Raw genomic sequence first — 25,567 nt, 5'->3', positions numbered from 1 at the left:
AGCCGAAGACCACTTCCCGGGAGAAATTTGTGACCCGTCGTCTGTTCACGTCCGAGTCCGTCACCGAGGGACACCCCGACAAGATCGCCGACCAGATCAGCGACTCGATCCTCGACGCGCTGCTCGCCGAGGACCCGCAGAGCCGCGTCGCCGTCGAGACCCTCATCATGACCGGCCAGGTGCACGTGGCCGGGGAGGTCACCACGTCGGCCTACGCCGACATCCCCGCCCTGGTCCGCGAGCGCATCCTGGCGATCGGCTACGACTCGTCACGCAAGGGCTTCGACGGGGAGTCCTGCGGCGTCAGCGTCTCCATCGGCAGCCAGTCGGCCGACATCGCGCAGGGCGTCGACCAGGCCTACGAGGCGCGGGTCGAGGGCAGCGAGGACGCGATCGCCGCCCAGGGCGCCGGCGACCAGGGCCTCATGTTCGGCTACGCCAGCGACGAGACGCCCGAGCTCATGCCGCTGCCGATCTGGCTGGCCCACCGCCTGTCGGAGAAGCTGACCGAGGTGCGCAAGAACGGCACCGTGCCTTACCTGCGTCCCGACGGCAAGACCCAGGTCACCATCGAGTACGTCGACGGCAAGGCCGTCCGGCTCGACACCGTCGTCGTGTCCAGCCAGCACGCCGAGGACATCGACCTCGACACGCTGCTCAAGCCCGACATCGAGGAGCACGTGGTGCGCCCGGTGCTCGCGCTGCTCGACATCGAGACCGAGGGCTACCGCCTGCTGGTCAACCCGACCGGTCGCTTCGTCATCGGCGGCCCCATGGGCGACGCCGGCCTGACCGGTCGCAAGATCATCGTCGACACCTACGGCGGCATGGCCCGCCACGGTGGCGGCGCGTTCTCGGGCAAGGACCCGTCGAAGGTCGACCGCTCGGCCGCGTACGCGATGCGCTGGGTGGCGAAGAACGTCGTCGCCGCCGGGCTCGCCAAGCGCTGCGAGGTCCAGGTCGCCTACGCGATCGGCAAGGCCGAGCCGGTGGGCCTGTTCGTCGAGACCTTCGGCACCGAGACCGTGTCGGTCGAGAAGATCACCGAGGCCATCACCCAGGTGTTCGACCTGCGCCCGGCCGCGATCATCCGCGACCTCGACCTCAAGCGTCCGATCTACGCCGCCACCGCCGCCTACGGCCACTTCGGCCGCGAGCTCCCCGACTTCACCTGGGAGCGCACCGATCGCGCCGAGGACCTCGCGAAGCTAGCCAAGGATTGAGGCAGCGCACGTCGGCCCCCGTTCGCTGTGCGGACGGGGGCCGACTGCTGTCCGAGGCCGGAACGGTCGGGGACGGCTGGTAGAGATGCACGGGTGAGCGCAGCGACCAAGAGGACCGGCCGGGAGCCGGCGGCGGTGGCGCCGGTCGCGCGGCTCATGGTCGACGTCCCGCTGCCCCACCTCGACCGGCCGTTCGACTACGCCGTGCCCACGACGCTCGACGAGCAGGTGCAGGCCGGCAGCCGGGTGCGGGTCCGGTTCGCCGGCCGCCTCGTCGACGCCTACGTGCTCGAGCGGGTCGACGCGAGCGAGCACGAGGGCACCCTCGCCTTCGTCGAGCGCGCCGTCGGCACCGAGCCGGTCGTCACGGCCGAGACCTCCACGCTGTTCCGCGCCGTGGCCGACCGCTGGGCCGGCAACTACGTCGACGTCGTGCGCCTCGGCGTGCCGTCCCGCCACGCCGCCGCCGAGTCGTCGGCCCCGAAGCCGCCGGGCGAGCTGCCCGTCCCGCCGCCCGGCGGGTTCGCCGGCTACCGGGCCGGCGCGGCATTCCTCACCGCCGTCGGCGACGGCAAGGCGGCCCGGGCGGTCTGGTCGGCGCGGCCGGGGGACGACTGGGCGGCCCGGCTGGCCGAGGCGGTGCGGGTGGTGCACGACGCCGGGCGCGGCGCCGTCGTCGTCGTGCCGGACGGCCGCGACCTCGAACGTCTCGATGCCGCCATGAGGGTCAGCCTCGGCACCGGACGGCACGTCGCACTGGCCGCCGACCTCGGCCCGGCCGAGCGATACCGTCGCTGGCTCGCCGTGCGGCGCGGGCAGATCCGGGTCGCCATCGGCACCCGCGGGGCGGCCTACGCCCCGGTCGCCGACCTCGGCCTGCTCGCCGTCTGGGACGAGGGCGACGACCTGCACGCCGAGCCGCGGGCGCCCTACCCGCATGCGCGCGACGTGCTCGTGCTGCGCTCGTCGCTCACCGGCGCCGCCCTGCTCGTCGGCGGGTACGCCCGCACCGCCGAGGCGCAGCTGCTGGTCGAGTCGGGCTGGGCCCACGAGATCGTCACCGAGCGCACGGCCCTGCGGGCGTCGGCGCCGTCCGTCCGCCCGGTGGCCGACGACATCGAGATCGCCCGCGATCCCGCGGCCGCGGCGGCCCGGCTGCCCAGCCTGGCCTGGCGCACCGTGCGCGAGGCCCTCGCCGCGGGCAACCCCGTCCTCGTCCAGGTGCCGCGGCGGGGTTACGTGCCCTCGCTCGCCTGCGTGCAGGACCGCACCCCGGCCCGCTGCTCGGTGTGCGCCGGTCCGCTCGCCGCGCCGTCCGAACGGGCCGTGCCGGCCTGCCGCTGGTGCGGGCGACCGGCCGGCGAGTGGCGCTGCCCCACCTGCGGCGGGCGCCGGATGCGGGCGGTGGTCGTCGGCGCAGGACGCACCGCCGAGGAGCTCGGTCGGGCCTTCCCGGGCCATCCGGTGCGCACCTCCGGGGGAGACCGGGTGCTGGCCGAGGTGGGCGACGAGGCCGCGCTCGTCGTCGCGACGCCGGGCGCCGAGCCGCTCTGCCCGGGCGGCTACGGCGCTGCGCTGCTGCTCGACGGGTGGGCGCTGCTGTCGCGTCCCGATCTGCGCGCGGCGGAGGAGACCCTGCGGCGCTGGATGAACGCGGCCGCGCTCGTCCGCCCCCGCGGCCCGGTCGTGGTGGGCGCCGACTCCGGTCTGCCGACCGTGCAGGCGCTCGTGCGCTGGGACCCCGCCGGCGCGGCCGCGCGCGAGCTCGCCGAGCGGGCCGAGCTCGGGCTGCCGCCGGCCACCCGGATGGCCGGGCTCACGGGTACGCCGACCGCGGTCGGTGAGCTGCTGGGCGCCGCCGTGCTGCCCGACGGGGCGCAGGTGGTCGGGCCGGTGCCGGTCGACGCCGATTCCGAACGCATGCTCGTGCGGGTGCCGCGGGGCAAGGGCGCCGAGCTCGCGCACGCGCTCAAGACCGCGGCGGCCGGTCGCTCGGCCCGCCGCTCGGCCGAGCCGGTGCGCATCGCGCTCGACCCGCTCGAGGCCCTGTAACCCGATCGCGTCGACCCCGATCGCGCCCCCGAGCACGAAGCTCGCCCGGTACGAGGTACCGGGCGAGCTCGTGCCGTCTTGCGACCAGCCAGGGCCGACGTCGGAGGAGGGTGGCGTTCCTCGCCGTCGAGTTCCGGTCGCAATACCGGGATGGCGACCGGTTCCCCCGCCGTCATCGCGTCCAGTGTCTACGCCGGAGCGCGTTACGGCAATCAAACATCGGGATTAGTACCGGGGACGAACCGGACTCGGGCGGCGAACCCTTCGGATTCACCGCCCGCTGCCGTCCCGCTCCGGCGTCAGCGGCGCGCGCGACCGCCGGACAGCGCGTCCTCGTCGCGATCGGACGCCTCGAGCCCGGCCGGCACGGACAGCGCGTCGCCCTCGGCCGCGAGGGCCTCGGCGATGCGGTGGTGCTCCCCGGCGGCGGCCGCTCGATCGTCCGCAGCATCGTCGTGCACGTAACGCTCGCCGCGCATGAGGGAGGCGCCCGCGGCCAGGAGCAGCATGATGATCGACGCGGTGAACGCGATCAGCAGGCCGTGGCGGAACGGATCGGAGATCAGGTTCGGGAAGAAGTGGCCGTCGTAGATCCGATCGGCGACCGCGCCCTTCGCGTTCGGCACGAGATCCTTGATCGGGTTGTCACCGAGGAACGCCGCGAACAGCGAACCGACCGGTGAGACGTGCGACGCCGCCGCGGCCTGGGCCGGATCGACGCCGGCCGAGGTGAGGCCGCCCGCGAGCGCCTGGGGCAGGCGGCTGGCCAGCCCGACGGCCATCAGGGTGAAGAACCCGCCCATCGACAGCACCATGCCGGCGTTCATGCCGGTCGCGCGGATGCCGGACGCGGCGCCGCGGGACGTGGCCGGCACGGCGTTCATGATCGCGGCCGAGTTGGGCGCGGCCATCAGGCCCATGCCGATGCCGTTGAACGCGAGCAGCAGCGCGAACTCGACGTAGTTGAAGTCGGCCGGCAGCAGGATCAGCCCGACGAAGGTGACGGCCGTGAGCAGCAGACCTCCGGTGGCGAAGGCGCGGGCGCCGAACCGGTCGGACACCGCGCCCGAGGCCGGACCCGCGATGAGGAAGCCGACGGTGAGCGGCAGCATGTAGATGCCGGCCCACAGCGGGGTGTCGGCGAAGCTGTAGCCGTGCAGCGGCAGCCAGATGCCCTGCAGCCAGATGATCAGCATGAACTGCAGCCCGCCGCGCGACATCGAGGCCAGCAGGTTGACCGCCTGCCCGGCCGAGAAGGCCCGGATGCGGAACAACCGCATGTCGATCATCGGGTCGGCGACCCTGGTCTCGATGACCCCGAAGGCGACCAGCAGGACCACACCGCCGACCAGGCAGGTGAGCACCGTGGGGGAGGACCAGCCCATCGTGTGGCCCCCGTAGGGCTGCAACCCGTAGACGATGCCGACGAGCACGGCGACCAGGCCGACGCCGAAGGTCAGGTTGCCCCACCAATCGATGCTGATCCTCCGGCCGGGGTCGCGCGGCTTGTCGTGCAGGGTGCGGTACCCCATCCAGGTGCCCCAGACGCCGATCGGGACGCTGACCCAGAACACCGCGCGCCAATCCCATTCGGACAGCACGCCGCCGATGATGAGGCCGAGGAAAGACCCGGCGAGGGCCGACACCTGGTTCACACCGAGGGCGAAGCCGCGACGGTCGGGCGGGAACGCGTCGGTGATCAGGGCCGTCGAGTTGGCCATGACCATCGCGCCGCCGACGCCCTGGATCACGCGCAGCACGATGATCTCGAGCGCGCCGGCGCCGCCGCTGTTCGGCACGAGCGCGCAGCCGACGGAGGCGAGCGTGAAGATCAGGAAGCCCAGGTTGAACAGCTTGGCCCGCCCGTACTGGTCGCCCAGGCGGCCGAACGTCACGACCAGCACCGCGGTGACGAGCAGGAAGCCCATCAGCATCCAGAGCAGGTAGGAGATGTTCTCGGGGGCGAGGGGCTGCAGCCCGAGGCCCTTGAAGATGGCGGGCAGGGAGATCAGCAGGATGGAGGAGTTGAGCGTGGCGGCCAGGATGCCGACGGTCGTGACGGAGAGCGCCACGCGCCGGTCATGGGCTTCGGTATGGGGCACGGATGATCCTTTCATTCGTTAGCCATGCTAACTAATAATCGGACGCGGTGGGAGACGGCTCCATTGGGACGTGGGGCACAGCGGTCCGTCGCCTAGACTCGCCTCCCGTGACCGTCCAGCCCATCCGCCTCTTCGGGGACCCGGTGCTGCGCTCCGCCGCCGAGGTCGTGACCGACTTCGACAAGGAACTGCGCACCCTCGTCGCCGACCTCGCCGAGACCATGCTCGACGCGCCGGGCCAGGGGCTCGCCGCGCCGCAGATCGGCGTCGGGCTGCGGGTGTTCACCTATCACGTGGTCGGCGAGGGCGTCGGCCATCTCGTGAACCCGGTGCTGCACTTCCCCGACGACGAGGAGCAGGACGGCCCCGAGGGCTGCCTGTCCATCCCGGGGCTGGTCTTCGACTGCCGCCGCAAGGAACACGTCGTCGCCCACGGGCAGAACATGTACGGCGACCCGGTCACGATCGAGGGCACCGCCACCCTGGCCCGCTGCGTTCAGCACGAGACCGACCACCTCGACGGCGTGCTCTTCGTCGACCGCCTCGACACCGAGACCCGCAAGGCCGCGATGAAGGCGATCCGTGAGGCCGACTGGGCCGGCGGGCCGGCGCCGACGGTCAAGGTCAGCCCGCACCCGACCCGCGGATTGGCGCTCTGACGCATGAGGCTGGCCTTCGCCGGCACGCCCGAGGCGGCCGTGCCGACCCTGCAGGCGCTGCTCGACTCGGATCGCCACGACGTCGTCGCGGTCATCACCCGCCCGGCGGCGCGCGCGGGTCGCGGGCGCAAGGCCACCGCCTCGCCCGTCGCCGCGCTGGCCGAGGCGGCCGGGCTGCCGGTACTCACCCCGCAGCGACCGTCCGAGCCGGAGTTCCTGGCCGAACTGGCCGCGCTCGACGTCGAGTGCTGCCCGGTCGTCGCCTACGGGGCGCTGCTGCCGCCGGCCGCGCTCGACGTGCCCCGGCACGGCTGGGTGAACCTGCACTTCTCGCTGCTGCCGGCCTGGCGCGGCGCCGCCCCGGTGCAGCACGCGGTGCTGCACGGCGACGAGGTGACGGGGGCCTCGACCTTCCTCATCGAGGCCGGGCTCGACACCGGCCCGGTCTACGGCGTCGTCACCGAGGCGATCCGGCCGACCGACACCTCCGGCGACCTGCTCGAGCGGCTCGCGCACAGCGGCGCCGGCCTCATGGTCGCGACGATGGACGGCATCGCCGACGGCGCGCTCGTGGCCGTGCCGCAGAGCGGTGACGGCGTCTCGCTCGCGCCCAAGATCACCGTCGACGACGCGCGGGTGCCGTGGGAGAGCCCCGGACGCCACGTCGAGCGGCTCGTCCGCGCCTGCACCCCGGCGCCGGGCGCGTGGACGACGTTCCGCGGCGAGCGGCTGAAGATCTCGCCGGTCGGGCTGCGCGGCGCCAACGCGCTCGCCCCCGGCGAGCTCGAGGTCACCAAGGCCGGCGTCTCGGTCGGCACCGGCAGCATCGACGTGCAGCTCGTCATCGTGCAGCCGCCGGGCAAGCGGCCGATGGCCGCGGTCGACTGGGCCCGCGGGGCCCGCATCGAGGCGGGCGAGCGGCTTGGCTGAGCGGCGACCGCCGTCCGGGCGGGGCCGTCGCCCGGGCCGGCGTCCCAGCGGTCCGGCGGGACCGGGCGCGAAGCGGGCTCCGGTCAAGCGGGCGCCGGCCGATCCGGCCCGGGCCGTGGCCTTCGACCTGCTGCGCGAGGTCGACGAGAACGACGCCTACGCCAACCTGGTGCTGCCCGGACTCATCCGGCACCGCGGCCTCGGACCGCGCGATGCCGGCCTGGCCACCGAGCTCGCGTACGGGACGCTGCGGGCCCGCGGCACCCTCGACAGCGTCATCGCCCGCTGCGTCGACCGCGACCTCGACGAGGTGCAGCCCGAGGTCCTCGACCTGCTCCGCCTCGGCACCTACCAGGCGCTGCGCACGCGGGTGCCGCAACACGCGGCCGTGGCGACCACGGTCGACCTCGCCCACGCGACCGGGCTGGGGCGGGCGAGCGGATTCGTCAACGCCGTCCTGCGCCGCATCGTCGTCCGTTCCTGGGACGAGTGGCTGGACGAGCTGACCGAGGGCCTCGATCCGGTGTCCGCTCTGGCGCAGCGCACCGCCCACCCGGAGTGGATCGTCGAGGCCTTCGCGGCCGCGCTGCACGACGACCTCGACGGCCCGCTGGACGAGACCCGGCGCGCCCTGCTCGCCGATGACGAGCGCCCCCTCACCCACCTCGTGGCCTGGCCCGGCAAGGTGACCCGCGAGGACCTGCTCGCCAGCACGACCGACGGTCGACCCGGCCCGTACTCGCCGTTCGCCGTGCGCATGGCCGGCGGCGACCCGGGGGTCCTGCCCGCCGTGCGCGACCGCCACGCCGGCGTGCAGGACGAGGGCAGCCAGGTGTGCGCGCTCGCCCTGGCCGCCGCACCCCTCGAGGGTCGTGACGAGCGCTGGCTCGACCTCTGTGCCGGTCCCGGCGGCAAGGCCGCGCTGCTCGCCGCCCTCGCAGCCGAGCGCGGCGCCGTGCTGACCGCGAACGAGCGGCGCGAGCATCGGGCCGAGCTCGTGCGCCGCGTCACCGATCAGTGGGGGGTCGACGTCCGCGTCGGCGACGCCCGCGAGTTCCCGCGGCCCGAGGGCGGCTTCGACCGCGTGCTCGTCGACGCGCCCTGCACCGGGCTCGGCGCGCTCCGTCGCCGGCCCGAGGCCCGCTGGCGCCGCCGGGCCGACGACGTCGCCGACCTCGCCGCCCTGCAGCGCGAGCTGCTCGCCGCGGCCCTGCGGCTCACCCGCCCGGGCGGGGTTGTCGCCTACGTCACCTGCTCGCCGCACCCGGCCGAGACCACCGAGATCGTCGCCGGTCACCAACTGCTCGACGCCCGGGCCGTGCTGCCGCAGCCCGGCGATGCGGCGCCCGACCTCTGGGGCCCCGGCCCGACCGTGCAGATGTGGCCCCACCGGCACGGCACCGATGCGATGTTCCTCGCCCTGATCCGGCGGGTCTGACCCCCGCCCACGTCCGTAGACTCGCCGGGTGACGTCCTCCGGCTCGCCCGAGCCCATGATCGCGCCCAGCATCCTGTCCGCCGACTTCGCGCGACTGGCCGAGGCCGCCGACTCCGTGGACACCGCCGACTGGCTGCACGTCGACGTCATGGACGCCCACTTCGTGCCCAACCTGACCCTCGGCCTGCCGGTCGTGAAGAGCCTGCACGCAGCCACCGCCCTGCCGCTCGACTGCCATCTCATGATCGACGACCCCGACCGGTGGGCGCCGGGCTACGCCGAGGCCGGTGCGGCCAACGTGACCTTCCACATCGAGGCCGCGAACGACGCGGTGCAGACGGCGCGGGCGATCCGCAAGGCAGGCGCGCTCGCCGGGTTGTCGGTGAAGCCGGGCACGCCGCTCGAGCCCTACCTCGAGGTGCTGCGCGAGTTCGACACGCTGCTCGTGATGACCGTCGAGCCCGGGTTCGGCGGCCAGGAGTTCATGGCCGAGGTGCTGCCCAAGGTGCGCCTCGCCCGCGAGCACGTCCGGGCCGGGCATCTGCGGCTGTTCATCGAGGTCGACGGCGGCATCGCCTCCGACACCATCGAGGCCGCGGCCGAGGCCGGGGCCGACGTGTTCGTCGCCGGGTCGGCTGTCTTCGGCGCCGACGATCCCGGGAAGGCCGTCGAGGCCCTGCGCGCGCAGGCCCGCGGATCGATGAATGTCTGACGCCGAGCAGCCCGTCGCCCCGGCGTCCGACGCCGAGCACGCCGCGATGCACCGCGCGCTGGCCCTGGCCGAGATGGTCCGAGGTCGCACGAGCCCCAACCCGTCCGTCGGTGCCGTCATCCTCGACACCACCGAGCAGCTGGTGGGCGAGGGCGCGACCTCCCCGGCCGGCGGCCCGCACGCCGAGATCACCGCTCTCGCCCAGGCCGGCGAGGCCGCGCGCGGTGGGGTCGCGGTGGTCACCCTCGAACCGTGCGCGCACACCGGCCGCACCGGGCCCTGCACCGACGCGCTCATCGCCGCGGGCATCACCCGCGTCGTCTACGCGATCGACGACCCCAACCCCGACGCCGCCGGCGGGGCCGACCAGTTGCGCGACGCCGGCATCGAGGTGGTCTCGAACGTCGAGGAGCACGCGGCCGCCAGCGGGGTGCTGCGACCGTGGCTGCACGCCATCCGCTCGGGCCGCCCGTTCGTCACCTGGAAGTACGCCGCGACGCTCGACGGCCGGGTTGCCGCGGCCGACTTCACCTCACGCTGGATCTCGTCGGTGGCCTCGCGGGCCGACGTCCACGGCCTGCGCGGTGACGTCGACGCGATCGTGGTCGGCAGCGGCACCGTGCTGGCCGACGACCCGCACCTCACCGTCCGGGCCGGCGAGATGCTGGCCGAGCACCAGCCGCTGCGGGTGGTGCTCGACCGGCGGCACCGCGTCCCGCCCGGCGCCCGGGTGCTCGACGGCGCGGCCGAGACCGTCGTGCTCGACACCGCCGCCCCGCAGTTCGCGCTGAAGGCGCTGTTCGACCGCGGCGTGCGCCACGTGCTGCTCGAGGGCGGCCCGACCCTGGCCGGGGCGTTCGTCGAATCCCGCTGCGTCGACGAGGTCATCGCCTACATCGCCCCGATGCTGCTCGGTGCCGGGCCGGTGGCCCTCGGCGACGCCGGCATCGGAACACTGGCCGACGCCGCGACGTTGGACGTCGAGTCGGTCACGCGGCTCGGCGACGACGTGAAGGTGGTGGCCCGCCCGCGGTGGGCCGACTCCGAGACGGTGCAGCCGATGGTCGCGGCGATCCACGTCGTGACCGACGACGACGAGTGACGAGAGGCAGAACCGTGTTCACCGGGATCATCGAAGAGGTCGGCCAGGTCGTCGGCATCGAGCACCGCGGCGACTCGGCCGTGCTGCGCATCCGCGCCTCGCGCATCGTCGACGACCTGCGCCACGGCGCGTCCATCGCGGTGAACGGCGTCTGCCTCACGGTCGTGGGTTCCGAGCCACTCGGCGAGACCGTCGCGATCGCCTCGTTCGGAACGCTCGTCATCGACTTCGACGTCATGGGCGAGACGCTCAAGCGCTCGGTCATCGGCAACCTCGCCGCCGGTGACGCGGTGAACCTCGAACGCGCCACCCGGGCCGACTCCCGGCTCGACGGGCACGTCGTCCAGGGTCACGTCGACGGCACCGGGGTGGTCGTCTCCCGCACGCCGACGGGGGAGTGGGAGACGGTGCGCTTCGCCGTGCCCGTCGACCTCGCCCGCTTCGTCGCCGAGAAGGGCTCCATCGCCGTCGACGGCGTGTCCCTGACCGTGAGCGACGTCGGACCGGACTGGTTCGAGGTCGGCCTGATCCCCGAGACGCTCCGGGCCACGACCCTGGGCGAGAAGTTGCCGGGCGACCCTGTCAATCTGGAGGTGGACGTACTCGCGAAGTACGTGGCCCGACTCCTGGAAACGAGCGAGACACCGTGACCCTGCGGCTGGATTCCGTCGAACGCGCCATCGCCGACGTCAAGTCGGGCAAGGCGGTCGTCGTCATCGACGACGAGGACCGCGAGAACGAGGGCGACCTCATCTTCGCCGCCGAGCTCGCGACCCCCGAGCTGGTGGCCTTCATGGTGCGCTACACCTCGGGCTACATCTGCGTCCCGGTCACCGAGCACGACGCCGACCGGCTCGACCTGCCGCCGATGTTCCACACCAACCAGGACCGCCGGGGCACCGCGTACACCGTCACCGTCGACGCCCGCGAGGGTGTGTCGACCGGCATCTCGGCCAGCGACCGCGCGCACACCATCCGGCTGCTCGCCGACCCCGACTCCAACGCCGCCGACTTCGCCCGCCCCGGGCACGTCGTGCCGCTGCGGGCCAAGGACGGCGGGGTGCTGCGCCGCCCGGGCCACACCGAGGCGGCCGTCGACCTCGCCGTGCTCGCCGGGCTCCACCCGGCCGGCGTGCTGTGCGAGGTCGTGAGCGAGAAGGACCCGGCCGGCATGGCCCGCGCCGACGAGCTGCGCGTCTTCGCCGACGAGCACGATCTCGCGCTCATCTCGATCGCCGACCTCATCGCCTACCGCCGCCGCTTCGAGAAGCTCGTCGAGCGGGTGGCGTCGGCCCGGGTGCCGCTGCGCTACGGCGAGTACACCGCGGTCGGCTACTCGTCGAGCTACGACCAGCGCGAGCACGTCGCGTTCGTCTTCGGCGACATCGGCGACGGCGAGGACGTGCTGGTGCGGGTGCACTCCGAGTGCCTGACCGGCGACGTCTTCGGCTCGCTGCGCTGCGACTGCGGACCCCAGCTCGACGCCGCCCTCGCCGCCATCGCCCGAGAGGGGCGCGGGGTCGTGCTCTACGTGCGCGGTCACGAGGGCCGCGGCATCGGCCTGCTGCACAAGCTGCAGGCCTACCAGCTGCAGGACGCCGGCGCCGACACCCTCGACGCCAACCTCGAGCTCGGCCTGCCCGCCGACGCCCGCGACTACGGCACCGGCGCCCAGATCCTGGTCGACCTCGGCATCCACTCGATGCGCCTGCTGACCAACAACCCGGCCAAGCGGGCCGGCCTCGAGGGCTACGGCCTGCGCGTCACCGGCCGCGAGCCGCTGCCCGTCCACGCCAACCCCGAGAACCTGCGCTACCTGCAGACCAAGCGCGACCGGATGGGCCACGAGCTCGACTTCAGCGACGGGCAGGAAAAAGCATGAGCGACGCATGCGGAGCGAACCATGGGCACAGAAGTCCTTCGGCGGCCGCAGCGAGCGTAGGCCGATGAGTGGCGAAGGGGCGCCGAAGCTCGAGGTGGACGCTGCGGGCCTCAAGGTGGCGATCATCGCGAGCCAGTGGCACCAGACCGTGATGGATGGTCTGCTCGACGGCGCGCGTCGCGGCCTGGCCGACGCCGGCGTCACCGATGTCACCGAGCTGCGCGTGCCGGGGGTCTTCGAGCTGACCGTGGCGGCCGCGCGGCTCGCGACCGCCGGCTTCGACGCCATCGTCACCCTCGGCGTCGTGATCCGCGGCGGCACCCCCCACTTCGACTACGTCTGCGAGGCGGCCACCACCGGCCTCACCCTCGTCTCCGAGCGCACCGGCATCCCGGTCGGATTCGGGGTTCTCACCTGCGACAACGACGAGCAGGCGATCGCTCGCAGCGGGTTGCCGGGATCGTCCGAGGACAAAGGGCACGAGGCCGCCACCGCCGCGGTGGCGACGGCCGTCACGTTGTCCGCCTGGTCACGCTGACACCGGCGCGGAGCCACCCCGGTCGCAGCTATGGTCGAGGCATGGCTGCTTATCAGACCGTTCTCGTAGGTACCGACGGCTCCGACACATCGTTCCGCGCCGTGGACCGCGCCGCGGCACTCGCCGCCGACGCCGGGGCGACGCTCGTGATCGTCTGCGCCTACGCGCCGGGCAAGGCCGACACCGCGGCCCAGGACGCCCTCGGCGACGAGGCCTACCAGGTCGTCGGGTCGGCGCCGGCCGACGACACCGTGAGCCGCGCCCGCGATCGCGCGGTGCGGGCCGGGGCATCGTCGATCGAGACCCTCTCGGTGCAGGGCCGTCCCGTGGACGTGCTGCGCAACGTCGCCAAGAACAAGAAGGCCGACCTGCTCGTGGTCGGCAACGTCGGGCTGAACACGCTCGCCGGCCGGATCCTCGGCTCGGTGCCGCTCGACATCGCGCGGCACTCCGGTACCGACGTCCTGATCGTGCACACCAGCTAGATGGCCGACGACGCGCCCGGCGCCGACCTGCCCCGCCTCGTCGAGGCCGTCCGGGCCAACCTGCTCGGCGGCGACGCCGTCTACACGAGCGCCGAGGTCGCGGAGCAGGCCGGCATCTCGCTCGACGAGGCCCGGGCCCTGTGGCGGGCGCTCGGCTTCGCAACCGTCGAGGACGGCCAGCGCGTGTTCACCGAGGCCGACGTCGTCGCGCTGCGCAACGTGGAGGAACTGCGACGCGTCGGCGACATCGACGACGAGCTGATGCAGTCGATGACGCGCATCCTCGGGCAGACCTTCGCCCGCCTCGCGTCGTGGCAGGGCCAGCTCGTCACCGAGATCATCGCCAAGTCGCCCGAGCTGCTCGCCGATCCGGACGGGCAGCCGGCGCTGGACCTCATGGATCGGCTCAAGCCGGTCGTGACCGATCTGCACAGCTACGTGTGGAGTCGTCAGCTCGCGGCCTACTTCGCCCGCATCGTCGCCAACGCCACGACCGAGCCGGGCAGTCAAACGGCCATGGCCGTGGGCTTCGCCGACATGGCCGAGTTCACCGCGTTCACCCGGCGCTCCTCCGAGGCCGAGCTGCGCGACGTGCTCGGCCGCTTCGAGTCCGTGGCCACCGAGGTGGTCGGCGCCCACCGGGGCCAGGTCGTGAAGACGATCGGCGACGAGGTGCTGTTCATCGCGCACAGCCCCGGGGAGGCCGCCGAGATCGCGCTCGCCCTGCTCGAGGCGGCCGAGGCCGACGCCTCCCTGCCGCCGTTCCGGGCCGGGGTCGCCTACGGTCCGGTCGTCACCCGGCTCGGCGACGTCTTCGGGCAGACGGTGAACATCGCGAGCCGGCTGACCTCCCTCGCCCGCACCGGGTCGGTGCTCATCGACGAGGGTCTGGCCGGGCGGCTCGACGGCGACGCGCGGTACTCGTTGCGCACGCTGCGACCGGCCTCGGTGCGCGGGTACAGCCATCTCAAGTCCTGGCGGCTGCGCCGTGCATGACGGTCGGTAGGCTCGCGGTCACCATGAAGACCTTCGACCAGCTCTTCGCCGAGCTCAGCGACCGGCAGCGCGAGCGCCCGGACGGATCGGGCACCGTTCTCGCGCTCGACGCCGGCGTCCACGAGCAGGGCAAGAAGGTCGTCGAGGAGGCGGCCGAGGTGTGGATGGCGGCCGAGCACGAATCGGCCGATCGCACCGCCGAGGAGATCAGCCAGCTGCTCTACCGCGTCCAGGTCATCATGCTGGGCAAGGGCATCGACCTCGACGACGTGTACCGCTACCTCTAGATCACGGTCGGGGTCGGCGCGCGGGGCAGCTCCACGGTGACGGTCGTGCCGCGGCCGAGTTCGCTGTCCAACCAGACCTGACCGCTCTGCAGCGTCAGCAACTGGCGCACGCTCGCGAGTCCCAACCCGGTGCCGCCGTCGTTCTGCGCGAGCCGGCCGCGCACGAACTCGGTGAAGATCGTAGGCAGGTCGGCCGGATCGATGCCGCGACCCTGGTCGCTCACGCGCATGCGCACGCGATCGCCGGCTATGGCGAAGGTGATCGTGATGCAGGTGTCGGCGGGGGAGTACTTCGCCGCGTTGCTGATCAGGTTCTCCAACACCGTCTGCATCGCCGCCCGGTCGGCGAGAGCGACCGCCGGCGAGTCCTCGACCAGGATCTCGTGCTCGCCGAAGTGGAGCGCGTGATCGCGCACGCATTCGGTCGCGAGTTCCGACAGGCGCACCGGCTCGCGGTTGATGGGCATGCCGCCCGCGCGGAGCTTGGCGTAGTCGAACAGGCCCTCCACCATCTGCCGCACGCGATCGGCGATCGACTCGATGCGGTCGGCGAACTCGACCCGCTCCGCGGGGCTGACGTTGGGCAGCAGCGCGGCATAGGCCTTGATGAGCCCGATCGGCGCGCGCAGGTCGTGCGAGACGGCCGCGAACGAGGACGCCTGGGCCTGCTGGAGCCGGTGCTCTTCGGTGTGGTCGCGGGTGACCTTCGTGTACCCGGTCAGCCGCCCGGCCGGGTCGTGCAAGGCCGTGACGACGACGTTGGCCCAGAACGTCGTGCCGTCCTTGCGCATCCGCCAGCCGTCCTGCTCGAAGCGCCCGTCCGCGCCGGCCACTCTCAGGACGTGCGCCGGCACGTCGTTGGCGCGGTCGGCCTCGGTGTAGAGCATGGCGAAGTGCTGCCCGATCGCCTCGTCGGACGTGTATCCCTTCAGCCGTTCTGCGCCGGCATTCCACGACGCGATGTTTCCTTCGGGGGTGAGGGTGACGATCGCGTAGTCGAGCACCTGGGCGACCCCCGGGTCGCTCGGCACCGAGGCGAGCTTCCGCCTGCGGGGCTTGGGCGTGACCCCGACCGAGCGCGCGACCTGGGCCACGATCTCGTCCGGTGCCGCGCCTTTCTGGATGTAGGCGGACGCTCCGGCCCCGAGCGCGGTCGTCGCCATCTGGCTGCTCTCGAACCCCGACAGCACGACGATGCGAGCGTGCGGTGCCGCCGCCCGCATGAGCGGCAGCGCCTCGAGCCCGTCCATCACCGGCATCGCAAGGTCGAGCAGCACGGCGTCCGGCTGGAGCCGGGTCACGAGCTCGACACCGGCGCGGCCGTCACCGGCCTCGCCGACCACCTCGAAGTCGTCGTACTGGCCGAAGGCGAGCTTCAGCAGCAGGCGCACGTCGGGGGTGTCGTCGACGACCACGAGGGTGATCGGTGCGGATTCGGGCGCGGCCGTCACGTCGGAGGTTCCTTGCTGACGGCGGCGGCGCGGGTGCGCAGGAGGTCACCGGACTCCCGGGCCGAGGCCGGGCCGAGCAGGTCGCTGATCATCCGGCTCGCGACCTCGATGGATGCCTCGAGCGCGGAGCGGGCCTTCTCCGGCTGGTCGAGGTCGAGGGCCATCTTGGCCACCACGAGCCCCTGCAGCACCCCGTCGTTGAGCTCGAGCGCCTCCTGCTCGCGCTGCCGCATGTCCTCGAACAGCTGCGCGCCGCGCATCAGCGGCCCGTAGGTGCGGCGCAGCGTCCAGTAGTAGATGCCGACCAGGGCGCCGACGATGTCCCAGATCGCCGCCTCCCAGTCGTAGGCCGCCCGCATCGCGTATCCCTGGGGCGACTCGATGCCGACGAGCGGGAGCAACATGTGCACGACGTGCCCGCCGTGGTGCACGGCGCAGGTGAGGAAGATCGCCGCCGTCGCCGCCCCCAACGGGTTCGACCGCAGCTGACGATGTTGGACAAGCGGCTTGACGATCGCCCAGGCGATCATCAGGTAGGCGACGGCCAGCACCCCGTTCGCGCTGAGTCCGATCCGCCACCACACTGTGAGCTCCTCAGCGGCCGAGGTCGGCGGACCGCAGCACGATCCGGATCGGGTGTGGTTCGCGGTGGGCGAGCAGCCAGCGGGCCGCCGCCGCCAGCGCCACCAGTTCGGCCGCGGTGGCGATGACGTCGAGCGGCCCGACCGCCTCGACCTCGGCCAGCCCGAACGGCAGGCCCACCGTCCGCGTCGCGAGCCACACGAGCACGACCCCGGCGTCGAGCAGCGCGATCGCGACCACGAGCGGGCGCCCCGGGCGGCGCAGCACCTGCACCGAGGACGCGACCTGCACGACGGTGAGTGCGGCGAAGAACAGGCCGAAGCGCAGACCCTCGCTGAAGTGCCCGGGCCCGACGATCGCGTGCACGGTGGCAGCGGCCAGCCCGGCGAAGGACACGACGACGAGCGCGGTCTCGGGGCGGGGTGGGCGGGGGTGCAGCAGCCGCGACGCGCGCCGCTCGGCCTCCTCGACGAGCCGGCCCGCCGCGGCGGTCGCGCGCAGGTCGGCGACCCGGTGCGAATCGGTGAGCGAGCCGCGCAGGAGCAGGAGCACGGCGACGAACCCCGCGACGATCACACCGGCGTGCAGACCGTGCAGTACCCAGGTCATGATGGCCGAGTGTGGTCACGACGACGGGGCCTTGTCTAGCACGGACCACACACCGCCGGGTGTTTCGGACCGGTACCCCACGAATGTCGCTTTGCCGCCGCGCCCCGCGCCCGGCCCGGGTGTGCGCGGTGCCCCTTCGCGGACCACCGCCCAGTAACGGCCAGGTGCGCTGGTTTACCGTGAACAGACGTCCGTACCGAACTCCGCACCCGACGGGTGGTCATGCTCCGTATCGCCGTACCCAACAAGGGCTCCCTGTCCGATCCGGCAAGCCAGATGCTCGTCGAGGCCGGGTACCGGCAGCGCAGTGACAGCCGCGAACTCGTCCTGCTCGACGCCGACAACGACACCGAGTTCTTCTTCCTCCGCCCGCGCGACATCGCGGTGTACGTGGGCTCGGGCCAGCTCGACGTCGGCATCACCGGCGAGGACCTGTTGCTCGACTCCGGTGCCAAGGCCGAGTCGATCCTGCCGCTCGGCTTCGCCGGTTCGACGTTCCGCTTCGCCGCCATGCCCGGCACGGCCGAATCGGTCGCCGACCTGGCCGGCAAGCGCATCGCGACGGCGTATCCCGGCGTGGTGACGTCCTACCTGTCCGAGCACGGTGTCAGCGCCGAAGTCATCCGCCTCGACGGGGCGGTCGAGACCTCGGTGCGGCTCGGCGTCGCCGACGCCATCGCCGACGTCGTCTCGACCGGCACCACGCTGCGCAACGCCGGGCTGGCCATCTTCGGCGACCCGCTGCTCACCAGCCAGGCCGTGCTCATCCAGCGTCAGGGCATGGATCAGTCGGCGGCCGTCGAGCAGCTCGTGCGCCGGCTGCAGGGCGTGATCATCGCCCGGCAGTACGTGCTCATGGACTACGACATCCCCGACGCCCTGGTCGAGCAGGCCGTGGCCGTCACGCCGGGCATCGAATCGCCGACCGTGTCGCCGCTGCACGAGCGGGGCTGGTGCGCGGTGCGCTCGATGGTCAAGCGTCGCGACACCAACGCGGTGATGGACGAGCTCTGGCAGCTCGGCGCGCGCGGCATCCTGGTCACCGCGATCACGGCGTGCCGGCTGTGACGTCCCCCCAGCCGGTGACGGCCCGGCCGATCCGCACCGGGTACATCGCGAACGCGAGCGCGATCGTCGCCGTCTGCGTCTTCGTCGTCGTGGCCCTGCTGATGAAGCGCGAGAACGCCGGCGCCTACTTCGGTCAGAAGGACCAGCTGTTCACCATCGTCATCGGCCTGGTCGTCGCGGGCGGCCTGCGCCTGCCGGCCCGACCCCGGCTGCGGGCCGACCTCACCGGGGTCCACCTGCGCGGCTACGTGGGCAACTGGCGCACGATCCCGTGGGAGGCCGTCGTCGCCGTCGAGTTCCCGTCGTCGGTGCGCTTCGCCCGGCTGCGGCTGCCGGCCGAGGAGAGCCTCGCGATCTACGCCGTGCAGCGCATGGACCGCGAGAAGGCGGTCGAGGCGATGCGCGGCCTGCGGGCACTGTTCGCGGCCACCCATCCGGTCGTCGGTTAGTTCGCTCGTGCCGGCCGTGGCCGCCCTGGTGCTCCTGCTGGTGGCGCTCGGCGTCCCGCTCGCCGTCGTCACCTTCGCCCGCCGGCGCGATCTCGGCACCTCCGCCGACCAGGCGACCTTCGACGCCCTGCACACGGCGAGTCTCGCCGCGCCGAGCCTGCGCGAGGGACTGAGCACACAGGGCGCCGATCGGGCGGTGCGCCACCTGCGCGCGCTGCTCGGCACGATCGGGGTCGCGCTGACCGACCGCACCCGCACCCTGGCCACCGACGGCGACGCCCATCACCATGCCGAACTCGCGATCGAGCACGCGCGCGGCGTGCTCGACACCGGCCTGACGGTGGTTCTGCCTCCGCGTGAGGTGTCGTGCGGGCGGCCGGACTGCGAGGTGCGGGTGGCGGTGGCGAGCCCGGTGGTCGACGGGGACGCGGTCGTGGGTGCGCTCGTGGCCTACGCCCGCGGCACGTCGGCCATGCTTGTGCGCGCGGTCGAGGAGGTCGCACGCTGGGTGTCCGGGCAGATCGAGCTCGCCAGCGCCGACGCCCAGCGAAGTCGGCTCATCGAGGTCGAGCTCCGCGCGCTGCGGGCCCAGATAAGCCCGCACTTCATCTACAACTCGCTGACCGCGGTCGCGTCCTTCACCCGGACCGACCCGGATCGGGCCCGGGAGTTGCTGCTCGAGTTCGCCGACTTCACCCGCTACGCGCTGCGCCGCGGGGGTGAGTACGCCACGCTCTCCGACGAACTGCGCAACACCGAGCGGTACCTCGTGCTCGAGCAGGCGCGCTTCGGCGAGCGGCTGCGGGTGTCGCTGCGGGTAGCTCCCGAGGTGCTGCCGATCGCGGTGCCCTTCCTCGTCGTCCAGCCTCTCGTCGAGAACGCCGTACGGCACGGGCTCGAGGGCCACGCCGACCCGGTTCAGGTGTCCATCGTCGCGGTCGACGACGGCCCGGACGCGCTCATCTCGATCGAGGACGACGGGGCCGGCGCCGACCCCGAGGTCGTCCGCGCGGCGCTCGAGCGCGGCGGCGCGGGGGACTCGGTGGGCCTCGGCAACGTCGACGCCCGCCTGCGCCAGGTGTACGGCGACAGCTTCGGCCTCGTCGTCGACACCGCTCCTCGCGCCGGAACGAAGGTGAGCTTCCGCGTCCCGAAGTTCGCGCCGGGCGTGCACGCCAGTCCGACGTCCGGCTGACCTCCGGGCGGCGCCGGATGATCGCTGCGCGATCCGACGCGGGGTAGGTTGCCCGGCATGGGGGTCAACGGAGACCGCGTCGACCAGCCGGGCACCGTGGTGCGCGTGCTCGTCGTCGACGACGAGACCCCGGCGCGCGAGGAACTCGCGTTCCTCCTGCGCGACGACCCGCGGGTGGCCGAGGTACACACTGCGGCCAGTTCCGGCCAGGCGCTCCGGGTGCTCGCGGAGTCCGCCGTCGACGTGGTCTTCTGCGACATCAAGATGCCCGGCCTGGACGGGGTCGAGCTGGCGCGGGTGCTCAGCCGCTTCGCCGAGCGGCCGCAGGTGGTGTTCGTGACGGCGTACGACGATCGGGCGGTCGACGCCTTCGAACTGCAGGCGGTCGACTACGTGATGAAGCCGGTGCGGGCCGACCGGCTCGCCGAGGCCGTGCGGCGCGTGATCACCTCCGGCAGCGGCGACGGTCCTCCCGACGACGACGAGACGATCCCGGTCGAGCTGGCTGGTGTCATCCGCTTCGTGCGCCGGTCGCAGATCCGCTTCGTCGAGGCGCACGGCGACTACGCCCGGTTGCACACCGCGGGCGAGAGCCACCTGCTGCGCAGCACACTCGCCGAACTCGAGGAGCGTTGGGCCGACATCGGCTTCGTGCGTATCCACCGCTCCACGCTGGTGGCCCTCGCCCACATCGACGAGGTGCACGTGACGGACGGCCGCTACTCGGTGCGCGTGGGCGCCGTCGAGCTCGCGGTCAGCCGCCGGCACGCCCGCGAACTGCGCGATCGGCTGGTGCGCGCATGAGCGGGGACGGGTCGCCCCCGCAACGGGTGCGCGTCACGCACCCGCGCACCGTCGCGCCGCGCCGAGCGCCACTGCGTGCACCCACGCGCGAGATCGACGAGCAGACCGAGCTGGGTGCGGTGTACATGTCCTCGCTGGTGCGCAGCCAGGCTCGCCTGGCGCTCACGGTCTGCGTCGTGGTCGCGGCGCTCCTGGTCGGTACGGCCCTCGCCGGCGCCCTCGCGCCCGGGTTGGACCGCATCCGCCTGCTCGGCATCCCGTTGCCGTGGCTCGTGCTCGGCGCGCTGGTGTATCCGGTCCTGATCGGTCTGGGCTGGTACGCCGTCCGCACGGCCGAGCGCAACGAGCGGGCCTTCGCCGCGCTCGTGCGCCGCCGGTGACGCACGGACCGGCCAGCGTCGTCGCGGTCACGCTGGTTGTCGGTGCGACGCTGGTGGCCGGCTCGCTCGGCCTGCGCCGGGCCCGGACGACGAGCGACTTCTACGTCGCCGCCCGGTCGGTGTCACCGCGGTGGAACGCCGCGGCGATCGGCGGCGAGTACCTCTCCGCGGCCTCCTACCTCGGCGTGGCCGGGCTCGTGCTCGCGTACGGGTTCGACATGCTCTGGTACCCCGTCTGCTACACCGCCGGCTATCTCGTCCTGCTCGCCCTCGTCGCGGCACCGCTGCGACGCAGCGGCGCGTACACGCTGCCCGACTTCGCGCAGATCCGGCTGGGGTCGCCCGTGGTGCGCCGCGTCGCCAGCATCCTGGTCGTGCTGATCGGATGGCTCTACCTGGTGCCCCAACTGCAGGGCGCCGCGCTCACCCTGCGCACCCAGACCGGCGCACCCGGATGGGTAGGTGGCCTGCTGGTCGCGCTGGTCGTGATCGCGGCGGTGGCCGTGGGCGGCATGCGCTCGATCACGTTCGCCCAGGCGTTGCAGTTCTGGCTCAAGTTCATCGCGCTGCTGCTGCCGGCGCTCGTGCTCGTCGGGGTCTGGCAACACCGCCACGACGGCGTCGGGGCCGGCCTGCCCAGCGTCCGGCACACCACCACGGTCGACGTCGGTGCCGCGATCACCGTACGGGTTCCGCGCGAGGAGGTGCTCGACGTGCGCGGGAGCGTCGACGGCCGCGCGGCCGACGGCCCGGTGCGGCTGCTCCGCGGTGAGCACCGCCTGGGCGCGCACTCCCGGCTCACGCTCCGGCCCGGAGATGCGGTCCCGGTGCGTTCCGGGCTGCCCAGCCAGCGCAGCGACTCGTGGCTGCGCCCGCTCGGCTCCGGCACCGCCCACCCGCTCTACGCCAGCCTCTCGCTGATCCTCGCGATCTGCCTCGGCACGATGGGACTGCCGCACGTCCTCGTGCGCTTCTACACGAACTCGGACGGCCGGGACGCCCGCCGCACCACGCTGAACGTGCTGGTGCTGCTGTCCGCGTTCTACCTCGTGCCGACGATCTTCGGTGCGCTGGGGCGCGCCTACGTTCCCGACCTGCTCGTCACCGGCAACACCGACGCCACGGTGCTCGCCCTTCCCGAGCGCATGCTCGGTGGCGCACCCGGGGTGTGGCTCGGCGCGCTCGTGACCGCCGGGGCGTTCGCCGCGTTCCTGTCCACGGCGTCCGGCCTGACGGTGTCGGTCGCCGGCGTCCTCACCCAGGACGTTCTGCGTCGCCGGGTCGCCCGGCCGTTCGGCGACGGACGGGCCCGGCGCATCCGTACCTTCCGCGTCGCGGCGGTTGCGGCGATCGCGGTGCCGTACCTGTTGAGCCTGCCGGGTGGCCAGGTGGGCCTCGCCGCCATGGTCGGGTTGGCGTTCGCCGTCGCGGCCGCGACCTTCTGCCCGCTCCTGGTGCTCGGGATCTGGTGGACGCGCCTGACCGTGGCGGGCACGGTCGCCGGCCTGGTGACCGGTGGCGTCCTGGCCACGGCGGCCGTGCTCGTGACGGTGATCGGCGATCCGGCCGGGGGGTGGTGGGCGGCCCTGCTCGCGCAACCCGGCGCGTGGGCCGTGCCGATCTCGTTCGGCGTCATGATCGCGGTCTCCCTCGCGACCCGGCGCGGCATCCCGCCCGACACCGCCCGGGTCATGGTCCGCCTGCACGGGCCGGAGTTCCTCGCCGACGAGTTGCGCGCGGCCGACCGCTCGACCGGCTGAACCGACCGCTCGCCGGGCGGCCGGCGACCACACGTCGAACGATCAGTTGTGTCGGGCGCATCGGGACCGCGCACCCTTCACCCGTGACCGGCGTCACTGGCACGGTTCTGGGCACGCCCGCCGATGCGAGGCGGTCGACCCCCTCCGACCGAAAGGAACCGAGATGGCCCAGGACATGCAGAGCACACCGCGCCCGACCCCGGCCGCTGCGGGCGGACTTGCCTCGATCGCCGATCCCGGCCCGCTCGGCCTGGCCGGGTTCGCTGCCACCACGTTCTTCCTGTCCGTGGTCAACGCCCGGCTGCTCCCGGCCACCGTCGAGGCCGGCGTGCTCGGCCTGGCCTTCTTCTACGGCGGCATCGCGCAGGTGCTCGCCGGCATGTGGGAGTTCGCCAAGGGCAACACCTTCGGGGCGGTCGCCTTCACTTCCTACGGCGCGTTCTGGCTGTCGTTCTGGTACCTCATCACGAAGGGCGTCCCTGCCTTCATCGCCGCGAAGGCGACGGCGACCGACATCAACCACGCCGTCGGTACGTTCCTGCTCGTGTGGACGATCTTCACCATCTACATGACGATCGCGGCGCTGCGCACCTCGATCGCGGTGCTGAGCGTGTTCGTGGTCCTGTCGGCGACCTTCCTGTTCCTCACCATCGGCAACTTCGGTGGTTCGGAGGGCATCATCAAGGTCGGTGGCTGGCTCGGGCTGGCGACCGCCGCGCTCGCCTGGTACGCATCGCTCGCGGGTGTGGCGAACTCGACGTTCAAGCGGCCGGTCTTCCCCGTCCTGCCTCGCTGATCGGATGGTTTTGCTTCCCGTCCGGGCCCTACGGAAATAGGTTGGTCGCATGAGCGAGACTCTCTCGAACCTGTCCCACGAAGACCGCCGCTTCTCCCCGCCCCCCGAGTTCACCGCCTCGGCCAACGTCGGGGCCGAGGCCTACGGCGACGCCGACTCCGACCGGTTGGCGTTCTGGGCGAGTGCGGCCGAGCGGTTGCACTGGGCCGAGAAGTGGTCCGACGTGCTGGACTGGTCGGGCGCGCCGTTCGCGAAGTGGTTCGTCGGCGGGAAGCTCAACGTCGCGCAGAACTGCGTCGACCGTCATGTCGAGGACGGGCACGGCGAGCAGGTGGCGATCCACTGGGAGGGTGAGCCGGGGGAGACCCGCCGGATCACCTACGCCGAGTTGAAGGACGAGGTGTGCCGCGCCGCGAACACGCTGATCGACCTCGGGGTGCGCTCGGGCGACCGGGTCGCGATCTACATGCCGATGATCCCGGAGACGGTGGTCGCGATGCTGGCCTGCGCGCGGCTGGGTGCCCCGCACACGGTGGTGTTCGGCGGCTTCTCCGCCTCGGCGTTGTCGGATCGCATCATCGACTGCGACGCGCACGTGGTGATCACCGCCGATGGCGGTTACCGCCGCGGGGCGCCGTCGGGCCTGAAGCCGGTGGTCGACGAGGCGCTGCAGAAGTGCCCCGATGTCCGCAAGGTGCTGGTCGTCAAGCGCACCGGGCACGAGATCGCGTGGGACGACGCTCGCGACGTGTGGTGGCACGAGGCGGTGGCCACGGCGTCCCCGGAGCACGCGCCGGAGATGTTCGACGCCGAGCACCCGCTGTTCGTCATGTACACCTCGGGCACCACGGGCAAGCCGAAGGGCATCCTGCACACGTCGGGCGGCTACCTGACCCAGGTGGCGTACACGCACCACGCGGTGTTCGACCTCAAGCCCGACGAGGACCTCTACTGGTGCGGGGCCGACATCGGCTGGATCACCGGGCACAGCTACATCGTCTACGGCCCGCTCGCCAATCGGGCCACGTCGTTCATGTACGAGGGCACGCCGAACACCCCGAACGAGCACCGCTGGTTCGAGATGATCGAGAAGTACAAGATCACGATCCTGTACACCGCGCCGACGACGATCCGCACGTTCATGAAGTGGGGCGAGGACATCCCCGCGGCGCACGACCTGAGCTCGCTGCGACTGCTCGGCTCGGTCGGGGAGCCGATCAACCCCGAGGCCTGGGTCTGGTACCGCCGCAACATCGGCGGCGACCGCACCCCGGTCGTCGACACCTGGTGGCAGACCGAGACCGGGGCGATCATGATCAGCCCGCTGCCGGGCGTCACCGAGACCAAGCCGGGCTCGGCCACCAAGGCGCTGCCCGGCATCGGCGCCGAGGTCGTCGACAACGACGGCAACCCGGTGCCGAACGGCGGCGGCGGGCTGCTGGTGCTGACCGAGCCATGGCCGGCGATGACGCGCGGCATCTACGGCGACCCCGAGCGGTTCGCCGAGACGTACTGGTCCCGCTTCGCGGACCAGGGCTACTACTTCGCAGGCGACGGCGCGAAGAAGGACTCCGACGGCGACCTGTGGTTGCTGGGCCGGGTCGACGACGTCATGAACGTCTCGGGCCATCGGATCTCGACGACCGAGGTCGAATCAGCTCTGGTATCGCACCCTTCCGTCGCCGAGGCGGCCGTGGTCGGCGCAACGGATCCCACCACCGGACAGGGCATCGTCGCGTTCGTGATCCTGCGCGGCGACGCGGCGCCTGCCGGCGATGACCCGTCCGGCGGCGACGAGATCGTCGCGCAGCTGCGCAACCACGTCGCGAGGGAGATCGGCGCGATCGCCAAGCCACGTCAGATCCTGGTCGTCGCCGAACTGCCCAAGACCCGGTCGGGCAAGATCATGCGACGGCTGCTGCGGGACGTGGCCGAGCACCGCAGCATCGGCGATGTCACCACGCTGGCGGATTCAACCGTCATGGACCTGATCGCCTCGGGCCTGGGCACCGCGAAGTCCGAGGACTGACGGCCGGGCATGCGTTCAGTGCGGCCGCAGATTCAGGT

General features: G+C 72.6%; 25 protein-coding genes. 21 read left to right on the top strand and 4 right to left on the bottom strand.

What is annotated here, in order from left to right:
- Positions 1 to 29: 29 nt before the first annotated feature.
- Together metK and VGN18_RS16545 are read left to right on the top strand one after the other, a co-directional pair.
- Positions 30 to 1,223, top strand: a complete 1,194-nt coding sequence (gene metK, locus VGN18_RS16550; RefSeq protein ID WP_327540815.1) for a methionine adenosyltransferase — start codon at positions 30 to 32, stop codon at positions 1,221 to 1,223.
- 156 nt (positions 1,224 to 1,379) lie between these two features.
- On the top strand, positions 1,380 to 3,275 hold the full coding sequence (locus tag VGN18_RS16545; protein WP_349259953.1) for a primosomal protein N': 1,896 nt from the start codon (positions 1,380 to 1,382) through the stop codon (positions 3,273 to 3,275).
- Between the two features lie 299 nt (positions 3,276 to 3,574).
- Here VGN18_RS16545 and VGN18_RS16540 read toward each other — a convergent pair whose 3' ends face one another.
- A complete protein-coding gene (locus VGN18_RS16540; RefSeq protein ID WP_414655063.1) occupies positions 3,575 to 5,392 on the bottom strand; it encodes an MFS transporter in 1,818 nt (605 codons plus the stop codon).
- A 92-nt stretch (positions 5,393 to 5,484) separates the two neighbouring features.
- On the opposite strand from VGN18_RS16540, the gene def reads away from it, so the two are divergent.
- The 11 genes from def to VGN18_RS16485 all read left to right on the top strand — a co-directional run bounded on the left by def (position 5,485) and on the right by VGN18_RS16485 (position 14,406).
- On the top strand, positions 5,485 to 6,036 hold the full coding sequence (gene def / locus VGN18_RS16535) for a peptide deformylase (protein ID WP_327540812.1): 552 nt from the start codon (positions 5,485 to 5,487) through the stop codon (positions 6,034 to 6,036).
- A 3-nt stretch (positions 6,037 to 6,039) separates the two neighbouring features.
- A complete protein-coding gene (gene fmt / locus VGN18_RS16530) occupies positions 6,040 to 6,966 on the top strand; it encodes a methionyl-tRNA formyltransferase (protein ID WP_327540811.1) in 927 nt (308 codons plus the stop codon).
- A complete protein-coding gene (locus VGN18_RS16525) occupies positions 6,959 to 8,404 on the top strand; it encodes an RsmB/NOP family class I SAM-dependent RNA methyltransferase (protein ID WP_327540810.1) in 1,446 nt (481 codons plus the stop codon). Before fmt ends, VGN18_RS16525 begins: the two co-directional genes overlap by 8 nt.
- A 55-nt stretch (positions 8,405 to 8,459) precedes the next feature.
- Entirely contained in the window at positions 8,460 to 9,116 is a 657-nt protein-coding gene (gene rpe, locus VGN18_RS16520; protein WP_349259952.1) for a ribulose-phosphate 3-epimerase, read from the top strand.
- Positions 9,109 to 10,218 carry a bifunctional diaminohydroxyphosphoribosylaminopyrimidine deaminase/5-amino-6-(5-phosphoribosylamino)uracil reductase RibD gene (gene ribD / locus VGN18_RS16515; RefSeq protein WP_327540808.1) on the top strand — a complete coding sequence of 370 codons (1,110 nt, stop codon included), beginning with the start codon at positions 9,109 to 9,111 and terminating at the stop codon, positions 10,216 to 10,218. The genes rpe and ribD overlap by 8 nt, the downstream gene beginning before the upstream one ends.
- A 14-nt stretch (positions 10,219 to 10,232) precedes the next feature.
- Positions 10,233 to 10,868 carry a riboflavin synthase gene (locus VGN18_RS16510; protein ID WP_349259951.1) on the top strand — a complete coding sequence of 212 codons (636 nt, stop codon included), beginning with the start codon at positions 10,233 to 10,235 and terminating at the stop codon, positions 10,866 to 10,868.
- Positions 10,865 to 12,100 carry a bifunctional 3,4-dihydroxy-2-butanone-4-phosphate synthase/GTP cyclohydrolase II gene (locus tag VGN18_RS16505; RefSeq protein WP_327540806.1) on the top strand — a complete coding sequence of 412 codons (1,236 nt, stop codon included), beginning with the start codon at positions 10,865 to 10,867 and terminating at the stop codon, positions 12,098 to 12,100. Before VGN18_RS16510 ends, VGN18_RS16505 begins: the two co-directional genes overlap by 4 nt.
- Positions 12,101 to 12,164: 64 nt before the next feature.
- Positions 12,165 to 12,638 carry a 6,7-dimethyl-8-ribityllumazine synthase gene (gene ribH / locus VGN18_RS16500; protein ID WP_327540805.1) on the top strand — a complete coding sequence of 158 codons (474 nt, stop codon included), beginning with the start codon at positions 12,165 to 12,167 and terminating at the stop codon, positions 12,636 to 12,638.
- Between the two features lie 41 nt (positions 12,639 to 12,679).
- Positions 12,680 to 13,123, top strand: coding sequence for a universal stress protein (locus VGN18_RS16495; RefSeq protein WP_327540804.1), 444 nt, complete (start codon positions 12,680 to 12,682; stop codon positions 13,121 to 13,123).
- Positions 13,124 to 14,119 carry an adenylate/guanylate cyclase domain-containing protein gene (locus VGN18_RS16490; protein WP_327540803.1) on the top strand — a complete coding sequence of 332 codons (996 nt, stop codon included), beginning with the start codon at positions 13,124 to 13,126 and terminating at the stop codon, positions 14,117 to 14,119. It abuts the gene before it with no gap.
- 23 nt (positions 14,120 to 14,142) lie between these two features.
- The gene (locus VGN18_RS16485) at positions 14,143 to 14,406 is read left to right on the top strand and encodes a phosphoribosyl-ATP diphosphatase (RefSeq protein ID WP_349259948.1); all 264 of its coding nucleotides are present in this window, start codon (positions 14,143 to 14,145) and stop codon (positions 14,404 to 14,406) included.
- Here the strand turns inward: VGN18_RS16485 and VGN18_RS16480 are convergent.
- From VGN18_RS16480 to VGN18_RS16470, 3 genes are read right to left on the bottom strand one after another with little or no spacing between them, the layout of a single operon-like run.
- Entirely contained in the window at positions 14,403 to 15,857 is a 1,455-nt protein-coding gene (locus VGN18_RS16480; RefSeq protein WP_327540801.1) for a sensor histidine kinase, read from the bottom strand. The genes VGN18_RS16485 and VGN18_RS16480 overlap by 4 nt on opposite strands.
- Entirely contained in the window at positions 15,854 to 16,441 is a 588-nt protein-coding gene (locus tag VGN18_RS16475; protein ID WP_327540800.1) for a hypothetical protein, read from the bottom strand. Before VGN18_RS16475 ends, VGN18_RS16480 begins: the two co-directional genes overlap by 4 nt.
- A 10-nt stretch (positions 16,442 to 16,451) precedes the next feature.
- Positions 16,452 to 17,048, bottom strand: coding sequence for a hypothetical protein (locus tag VGN18_RS16470; RefSeq protein WP_327540799.1), 597 nt, complete (start codon positions 17,046 to 17,048; stop codon positions 16,452 to 16,454).
- A gap of 222 nt (positions 17,049 to 17,270) precedes the next feature.
- Here VGN18_RS16470 and hisG point away from each other — a divergent pair, with 222 nt between their 5' ends.
- From hisG to acs, 8 genes are all read left to right on the top strand, one after another.
- Complete coding sequence (hisG, locus tag VGN18_RS16465) at positions 17,271 to 18,116, top strand: ATP phosphoribosyltransferase (RefSeq protein WP_327540798.1); 846 nt, start codon at positions 17,271 to 17,273, stop codon at positions 18,114 to 18,116.
- Positions 18,104 to 18,565: a PH domain-containing protein gene (locus VGN18_RS16460; protein WP_327540797.1), complete on the top strand. Its 462-nt coding sequence runs from the start codon at positions 18,104 to 18,106 to the stop codon at positions 18,563 to 18,565. Before hisG ends, VGN18_RS16460 begins: the two co-directional genes overlap by 13 nt.
- 16 nt (positions 18,566 to 18,581) lie before the next feature.
- Positions 18,582 to 19,760, top strand: a complete 1,179-nt coding sequence (locus VGN18_RS16455) for a sensor histidine kinase (protein ID WP_414655064.1) — start codon at positions 18,582 to 18,584, stop codon at positions 19,758 to 19,760.
- A gap of 57 nt (positions 19,761 to 19,817) precedes the next feature.
- Positions 19,818 to 20,564 carry a LytTR family DNA-binding domain-containing protein gene (locus VGN18_RS16450; RefSeq protein WP_327540795.1) on the top strand — a complete coding sequence of 249 codons (747 nt, stop codon included), beginning with the start codon at positions 19,818 to 19,820 and terminating at the stop codon, positions 20,562 to 20,564.
- On the top strand, positions 20,561 to 20,944 hold the full coding sequence (locus VGN18_RS16445) for a hypothetical protein (RefSeq protein ID WP_327540794.1): 384 nt from the start codon (positions 20,561 to 20,563) through the stop codon (positions 20,942 to 20,944). Before VGN18_RS16450 ends, VGN18_RS16445 begins: the two co-directional genes overlap by 4 nt.
- Positions 20,941 to 22,704, top strand: a complete 1,764-nt coding sequence (locus VGN18_RS16440) for a cation acetate symporter (protein ID WP_327540793.1) — start codon at positions 20,941 to 20,943, stop codon at positions 22,702 to 22,704. The genes VGN18_RS16445 and VGN18_RS16440 overlap by 4 nt, the downstream gene beginning before the upstream one ends.
- A 163-nt stretch (positions 22,705 to 22,867) precedes the next feature.
- Positions 22,868 to 23,500, top strand: a complete 633-nt coding sequence (locus tag VGN18_RS16435; protein WP_327540792.1) for an acetate uptake transporter — start codon at positions 22,868 to 22,870, stop codon at positions 23,498 to 23,500.
- A gap of 49 nt (positions 23,501 to 23,549) precedes the next feature.
- Positions 23,550 to 25,529, top strand: coding sequence for an acetate--CoA ligase (gene acs, locus VGN18_RS16430; protein WP_327540791.1), 1,980 nt, complete (start codon positions 23,550 to 23,552; stop codon positions 25,527 to 25,529).
- Positions 25,530 to 25,567 lie beyond the last annotated feature (38 nt).

Origin of the sequence: Jatrophihabitans sp., assembly GCF_036000465.1 — a bacterium.
In the GTDB taxonomy this organism is placed as follows: domain Bacteria; phylum Actinomycetota; class Actinomycetes; order Mycobacteriales; family Jatrophihabitantaceae; genus Jatrophihabitans.
This window is presented reverse-complemented; position numbering and strand designations above follow the sequence as displayed.